The following is a 6427-nucleotide window of genomic DNA, read 5'->3' as shown; positions in this document are numbered from 1 at the left end:
AGCCTGCTCGCGAAAGCGGTGGGTCATGCAACGAATCGTTGTTTGACACTCCCTCTTCGCGAGCAGGCTCGCTCCCACAATGATTTTTAGCCGGCCATCGCCAGCCGGTTCCGCCCCTCGCGCTTTGCGACATAGAGCGCACTGTCGGCCCGGCGCAGCAAGCTGTCGGCCGACTCGCCCGGCAACAACGTCGAGCAACCCAGGCTCACGGTGATCTCGATCAACTGGCCATCGGCAAAATATTCCTCCGACTGCGTCGCCTGGCGCAAACGCTCGCCGACCATCGCCGCCGCCTCGCGACCGGTGTTGGACAGCAGGATCAGAAACTCCTCGCCGCCATAACGGAACACCATGTCGACGTTGCGCAGTTGCGCCTTGATCGACGCGGCAATGGCTCTGAGCACCTCATCGCCGGCACCATGACCGTGGTCATCATTGACCCGTTTGAAATGGTCGATGTCGAGCATCAGTACCGACAGCGGCTGCGCATGGCGGCGCGACATGTCGATCTCACGCTGCAAGGTCTGCTCCATGGCCACCCGATTACCGGCACCGGTCAACGGGTCGCGCAAGGCACTTTGCGTCGCAGCACGGTAGAGCAGGGCGTTGCGCATCGGGTACAGCAGGCAGGACAGCAGCGACTCGAGATCGCCCTGTTCCTTGTCGTTGAAACGCTGATTGCGGCGAAAGACCAGCTCGCCCATGTGCTCGCCTTCGTGGCTCAGGGTGTAGCTGACCGAATGGTGACCGCGTGCACCGAATTCCAGGCGCAGGTCACTGGCCTGATGCACATAGCTCAGGGCGTCCAGTGGCACCAGGCGTTGGATTTCGCGGAAGAACAGGCCAAGGATGCGCTGAGGCTCCAGGCTGGTTTGCAGTTGCAGGCTCATTTGCTGACGCAGTTGCGCCAGGCTGGTCGGGCGCTCGATCAGCGCCGGTAGTTGACCGAAGCCCAGGCGCTGCAATTTGGCACTGTCAAAGTCAATTGCATGGGTCTGGGAAGGAGATTTCATATGGCGTGAGCCCCTAAGCAGTAAGTCTGTCTTACAGGCTGGGTGAGAGCGGCTATGGGCTGCGCGTCGTACTGATCCATCAGTCCCGTAGGACGTTTGGCGTAAGTTTAGTCTGCCGCAAGACGATCAGTCAGCTATCGAAATCGGCGTTGCCCCATGGCCATCACACGGCATGTTTTGAGGGAATTTAGAGCGAAACCCGTGCCATTCGGTTCGATTTAATTTAAAGCTTTTCGAATCAAAGACTTGCTGATGGATGCCGGGCGGCCGCGCTGGGTTATTGGCGGCTTTGTGACGGTTATGAGCGGCAATGGCTTGCCGCGACAGCATTCTGCCGCGGCAACAAATGCGACGTATGGCGTTATTGGGCGTTGAAAGCCTGGCCATTGACGCCCGCGCTGTCCGGGCCCATCAGGTACAGATACACCGGCATGATCTCTTCCGGTGTCGGGTTGTTCAGCGGATTTTCCCCCGGATAAGCCTGCGCGCGCATGCTGGTGCGCGTACCGCCCGGGTTGATGCTGTTGGAGCGTACCGGCGCGACGCCTTCCACTTCATCGGCCAGAGTTTGCATCAGGCCCTCGGTGGCAAATTTCGACACACCGTAAGCGCCCCAGTACGCGCGACCCTTGCGCCCGACGCTGCTCGAGGTGAACACCACCGAAGCATCCTGGGACAGCTTGAGCAACGGCAGCAGGGTGCTGGTCAGCATGAACATCGCGTTGACGTTGACCTGCATGACGCGCATGAAGTTTTCGCCGGAGAGTTGCTCGATCGGCGTGCGCGGGCCGATGATCGAGGCGTTGTGCAGCAGGCCGTCGAGATGGCCGAACTCGGTTTCGATCATTGCGGCCAGCTCATCATATTGATGGGGCAGGGCGGTCTCGAGGTTGAACGGGATCACCGCTGGTTGCGGGTGGCCCGCTGCTTCGATTTCGTCGTAGACCTCGGTCAGATTGGCTTCGGTCTTGCCCAGCAGCAACACGGTGGCACCGTGGGCGGCATAGGTTTTCGCCGCAGCCGCGCCGATACCGCGCCCGGCACCGGTGACCAGAATGACCCGATCCTTGAGCAATTCAGGGCGAGCGGTGTAATCAAACATAAAAACCTCACAATCCATTTGATGAAGACCTACTTCACCCCTGTGGCGAGGGGATTTATCCCCGTTCGGCGGCGAAGCCGTCGCAAAACCTGTGTGTCACATTGCCTGGATAAAAGCGGGGGCCGCTTCGCAACCCAGCGGGGATAAATCCCCTCGCCACACAGGGAGCTTGCAACATTCAGGTCGGTAGCTGCACAACCCAGCGGGGATAAATCCCCTCGCCACACAGGGAATTTGCAACAGTCAGGTCAGCAGCTGCACAGCGCGCTGTCGAGCACCTTGCGCAACTCCAGCGGGTGATCCACTACCACGTCCGCGCCCCAGTGCCGTGGGTTGTCGTCCGGGTGGATGTAGCCGTAGGTCACCGCAGCGGTTTTGGTGCCGGCATCGCGACCCGATTCGATATCACGTAGATCATCGCCGATAAACAGCACGGTCGACGGATCCAGATCAAGCATCTTGCAGGCGAGGATCAGCGGCTCAGGGTCCGGCTTGCTGTTCTTCACATGATCCGGGCAGATCAGCAGCGCTGAACGCTCGGCCAGCCCCAGACGCTGCATGATGGGCTCGGCGAAGCGCACCGGTTTGTTGGTGACCACGCCCCAGATCAGGTTGGCCTTTTCGATATCGGCGAGCAGTTCGCCCATGCCGTCGAACAATTTGCTGTGCACCGCGCAGCCGACCAGGTAGCGCTCGAGAAACTCCTGGCGCAGCTCCTCGAAACCCGGCGATTCCGGATCCATCGAAAACGTCACCGCGACCATGGCCTTGGCCCCGCCGGAAATCTCGTCGCGGATGTGCTTGTCGTTGATCGGCGGCAGACCGCGATCGGCGCGCATCGCCTGGCAGATGGCGATGAAGTCCGGCGCGGTGTCGAGCAGGGTGCCGTCCATGTCGAAAAGTACCGCTCTGATGGCCATCGGCTTATTCCTCGCGCAGGGTCTGGATCATGTAGTTGACGTCAACGTCGTTGGCCAGCTTGTAGTGCTTGGTCAGCGGGTTGTAGGTCAGGCCGATGATGTCCTTGACGGTCAGGCCAGCCATGCGGCTCCACGCGCCGAGCTCGGACGGGCGGATGAATTTCTTGAAGTCGTGGGTGCCGCGCGGCAGCAGCTTCATGATGTATTCGGCGCCGATGATCGCGAACAGGTACGCCTTGGGGTTGCGGTTGATGGTCGAGAAGAACACCTGGCCGCCCGGCTTGACCATGCGGAAGCAGGCGCGGATCACCGACGATGGATCCGGCACGTGCTCGAGCATCTCCAGGCAGGTGACCACGTCGAACTGCTCGGGCATTTCGTCGGCGAGGGCTTCGGCGGTGATCTGCCGGTACTCGACGCTGACCCCGGACTCCAGCTGATGCAGTTGTGCGACCGCCAGTGGCGCTTCGCCCATGTCGATGCCCATTACGGTGGCGCCGCGCTGGGCCATGGCTTCGCTGAGGATGCCACCGCCGCAACCGACGTCGAGGACTTTCTTGCCGGCCAGATTGACTCGTTCGTCGATCCAGTTGACCCGCAGTGGGTTGATGTCGTGCAGCGGCTTGAATTCGCTTTCGCGGTCCCACCAGCGATGGGCCAGGGCCTCGAATTTGGCGATTTCGGCGTGGTCGACGTTGCTCATGTTCAATTCCTCGAAAAACCTGAAAAGGGCTGTAGCCGCGGATATTGCGCCGCGGTGTTTACGATTCGGTGTGGCCGCTGATGCGCTGGCCCCAATGGCGAGCGGTCTCGCCCAGCTGTTGTTCGTCCATGCGGGTCAGGCGCCGGTCGTCGAGCAGTTGCTTGCCGGCGACCCACAGGTGTTTCACGCAATCACGTCCGGTCGCGTAGATCAGCTGCGACACCGGGTCATACACCGGTTGCTGCGCCAGGCCGGACAGGTCGAAAGCGACGATGTCTGCGGCTTTGCCGATCTCCAGCGAGCCGACCTGCGCCTCGATCCCCAGCGCACGGGCGCCATTGAGAGTGGCCATGCGCAAGGCGCGATGAGCGTCCAGCGCCGTGGCGGAACCGGCCACGGCTTTGGCCAGCAGGGCGGCGGTGCGGGTTTCGCCGAGCAGGTCGAGATCATTGTTGCTCGCCGCGCCATCGGTACCGACAGCGACGTTCACCCCAGCCTGCCACAAACGTTCGACCGGGCAGAAGCCGCTGGCCAGTTTCAGATTGGATTCCGGGCAGTGGATCACGCTGCTGTTGCTTTCTACCAGCAGCGCGAGGTCTTCATCGCTGATCTGGGTCATGTGCACCGCCTGGAAGCGCGGGCCGAGCAGGCCAAGGCGACCCAGGCGCGCCAGTGGCCGTTCGCCGGTCTGCTCTACCGCCTGCTGCACTTCGAACGCGGTTTCATGCACATGCATGTGGATCGAGGCGTCAAGCTCCTCGGCGATCACCCTGATTTTCTCCAGGTTCTCATCACCGACGGTGTAGGGTGCGTGAGGGCCGAAGGTGATCTTGATGCGCTCGTGATGCTTGAGATCGCCGAACAATTCGACGCCCTGACGAATGGCTTCGTCGGCACTGCTGGCGCCGGGGATCGGGAAATCGAGGATCGGAATGGCGATCTGCGCGCGGATACCGCTGTTGTGTACGCGCTCGCTGGCGACTTTCGGGAAGAAATACATGTCAGAGAAGCAGGTGATGCCGCCCTTGATCTGCTCGGCGATGGCCAGATCGGTGCCGTCGCGGACGAAATCCTCATCGACCCATTTGCCTTCGGCCGGCCAGATGTGGTTTTCCAGCCAGGTCATCAGCGGCAGATCGTCAGCCAGGCCACGGAACAGCGTCATCGCCGCGTGGCCGTGGGCATTGATCAGTCCCGGCGCCAACAGAACATCCGGCAGTTCGCGGATTTCTGTCGCGTTACACTTCAACGCTTCGGCGCGCGGGCCGATAAACACGATGCAACCGTCACGGATGCCCAGGCCGTGCTCCTTGAGCACCACGCCTGCCGGTTCGACGGGGACCAGCCAGGTCGGCAGCAATAACAGGTCGAGCGCAATGGCAGGTTTCGGCATCGAGGGTCGGTTCCAGTGCTTTTGTAAAGGATGGCGAAGTATACCCGAGCGTCTTCGCGGGGGGATCGCTATAATCGGCGGCTTTTGTTCATGAGTGCGGGGTGTGGGATGCGCGATCGACTGTTGGCTGCGGAGAAAGTAAAGGCCATCGATTGGCGTGATGGCGCGCTGCACCTGCTGGATCAGCGTATTTTGCCGTTCGAGGAAAACTGGATCGCCTACACCAGCGCCGCCGGCGTGGCCGAGGCGATTCGCTCGATGGTCGTGCGGGGTGCGCCGGCTATTGGCATCAGTGCGGCCTATGGCATCGTCCTCGCGGCGCGGGCGCGGATTGCCGAGGGCGGCGACTGGTACGCGGCGCTGGAAGAGGATTTCGCCCTGCTGGCCGATTCGCGTCCGACCGCGGTCAATCTGTTCTGGGCGCTGGGGCGCATGCACGATCGCCTGGATCGCCTGAAAAGCAACGCCGATCCGCTGGCGGCGCTGGAAGCCGAAGCTATCGCCATTCATGAAAGCGACCGCGAGGCCAACCTGACCATGGCGCAGCTTGGTGTCGATCTGATCCGCAAGCATCAGGGCAACGCTCAAGCCATCCTGACCCACTGTAATACCGGCGCGCTGGCCACCGGCGGGTTCGGTACTGCGCTGGGGGTGATCCGCGCTGCTTATATAGAAGGCATGGTCGAGCGCGTTTACGCCGACGAAACCCGGCCATGGTTGCAAGGCTCGCGGCTGACCGCGTGGGAGCTGGCCAACGAAGGCATCCCGGTGACCCTGAATGCCGACTCCGCCGCCGCGCACATCATGAAAACCAAAGGCGTGACCTGGGTGATCGTCGGCGCTGACCGCATCACCGCCAATGGCGACGTGGCGAACAAGATCGGTACCTACCAACTGGCAGTCAACGCCATGCACCACGGCGTGCGCTTCATGGTCGTGGCGCCAAGTTCGACCATCGACATGAATCTGGCCAGCGGCGATGACATTCCGATCGAAGAGCGTGATGGCGCCGAGCTGCTTGAAGTTGGCGGTAAACGCGTCGGTGCCGATGTTGAAGCGTTCAACCCGGTGTTTGATGTCACTCCGGCGGATCTGATTGACGCGATCGTCACCGAGAAAGGCATCGTCGAACGCCCGGACACCACGAAAATGGCCCAGCTGATGTGTCGCAAGCGCCTGCATTGAAGGTCTTTAGCGTGTGAGCGGGCCCCATCGCTGGCAAGCCAGCTCCCACAGGTTTTGTGCCCGGCATTGAACCTGTGGGAGCTGGCTTGGCAGCGATGAGGGCCTGAATGT

6 protein-coding genes are annotated in these 6427 nt (G+C 61.6%); 1 reads left to right on the top strand and 5 read right to left on the bottom strand.

Going from position 1 to position 6427, the window contains the following annotated elements:
- Nucleotides 1–86: 86 nt before the first annotated feature.
- The 5 genes from QMX86_RS26885 to QMX86_RS26865 all read right to left on the bottom strand — a co-directional run bounded on the left by QMX86_RS26885 (nucleotide 87) and on the right by QMX86_RS26865 (nucleotide 5131).
- Nucleotides 87–1013 carry a GGDEF domain-containing protein gene (locus tag QMX86_RS26885; protein WP_024013877.1) on the bottom strand — a complete coding sequence of 309 codons (927 nt, stop codon included), beginning with the start codon at nucleotides 1011–1013 and terminating at the stop codon, nucleotides 87–89.
- Between the two features lie 361 nt (nucleotides 1014–1374).
- Nucleotides 1375–2115, bottom strand: coding sequence for a YciK family oxidoreductase (locus QMX86_RS26880; RefSeq protein ID WP_024013876.1), 741 nt, complete (start codon nucleotides 2113–2115; stop codon nucleotides 1375–1377).
- A gap of 248 nt (nucleotides 2116–2363) precedes the next feature.
- Nucleotides 2364–3035, bottom strand: a complete 672-nt coding sequence (gene mupP, locus QMX86_RS26875; protein ID WP_073472346.1) for an N-acetylmuramic acid 6-phosphate phosphatase MupP — start codon at nucleotides 3033–3035, stop codon at nucleotides 2364–2366.
- A gap of 4 nt (nucleotides 3036–3039) precedes the next feature.
- Nucleotides 3040–3738: a bifunctional 2-polyprenyl-6-hydroxyphenol methylase/3-demethylubiquinol 3-O-methyltransferase UbiG gene (gene ubiG, locus QMX86_RS26870; RefSeq protein ID WP_024013875.1), complete on the bottom strand. Its 699-nt coding sequence runs from the start codon at nucleotides 3736–3738 to the stop codon at nucleotides 3040–3042.
- Between the two features lie 58 nt (nucleotides 3739–3796).
- Nucleotides 3797–5131 carry a TRZ/ATZ family hydrolase gene (locus QMX86_RS26865; RefSeq protein WP_252884653.1) on the bottom strand — a complete coding sequence of 445 codons (1335 nt, stop codon included), beginning with the start codon at nucleotides 5129–5131 and terminating at the stop codon, nucleotides 3797–3799.
- A gap of 108 nt (nucleotides 5132–5239) precedes the next feature.
- Here QMX86_RS26865 and mtnA point away from each other — a divergent pair, with 108 nt between their 5' ends.
- Entirely contained in the window at nucleotides 5240–6316 is a 1077-nt protein-coding gene (gene mtnA / locus QMX86_RS26860) for an S-methyl-5-thioribose-1-phosphate isomerase (protein ID WP_282387321.1), read from the top strand.
- Nucleotides 6317–6427 lie beyond the last annotated feature (111 nt).

Origin of the sequence: Pseudomonas sp. PS01270 (assembly GCF_029959775.1) — a bacterium.
In the GTDB taxonomy this organism is placed as follows: domain Bacteria; phylum Pseudomonadota; class Gammaproteobacteria; order Pseudomonadales; family Pseudomonadaceae; genus Aquipseudomonas; species Aquipseudomonas atacamensis.
This window is presented reverse-complemented; position numbering and strand designations above follow the sequence as displayed.

What these genes read in the sequence shown, in the direction of transcription:
- QMX86_RS26885 (WP_024013877.1), bottom strand. Translation starts at nt 1,013, where the DNA reads ATGAAATCTCCTTCCCAGACCCATGCAATTGACTTTGACAGTGCCAAA.
- QMX86_RS26880 (WP_024013876.1), bottom strand. Translation starts at nt 2,115, where the DNA reads ATGTTTGATTACACCGCTCGCCCTGAATTGCTCAAGGATCGGGTCATT.
- mupP (WP_073472346.1), bottom strand. Translation starts at nt 3,035, where the DNA reads ATGGCCATCAGAGCGGTACTTTTCGACATGGACGGCACCCTGCTCGAC.
- ubiG (WP_024013875.1), bottom strand. Translation starts at nt 3,738, where the DNA reads ATGAGCAACGTCGACCACGCCGAAATCGCCAAATTCGAGGCCCTGGCC.
- QMX86_RS26865 (WP_252884653.1), bottom strand. Translation starts at nt 5,131, where the DNA reads ATGCCGAAACCTGCCATTGCGCTCGACCTGTTATTGCTGCCGACCTGG.
- mtnA (WP_282387321.1), top strand. Translation starts at nt 5,240, where the DNA reads ATGCGCGATCGACTGTTGGCTGCGGAGAAAGTAAAGGCCATCGATTGG.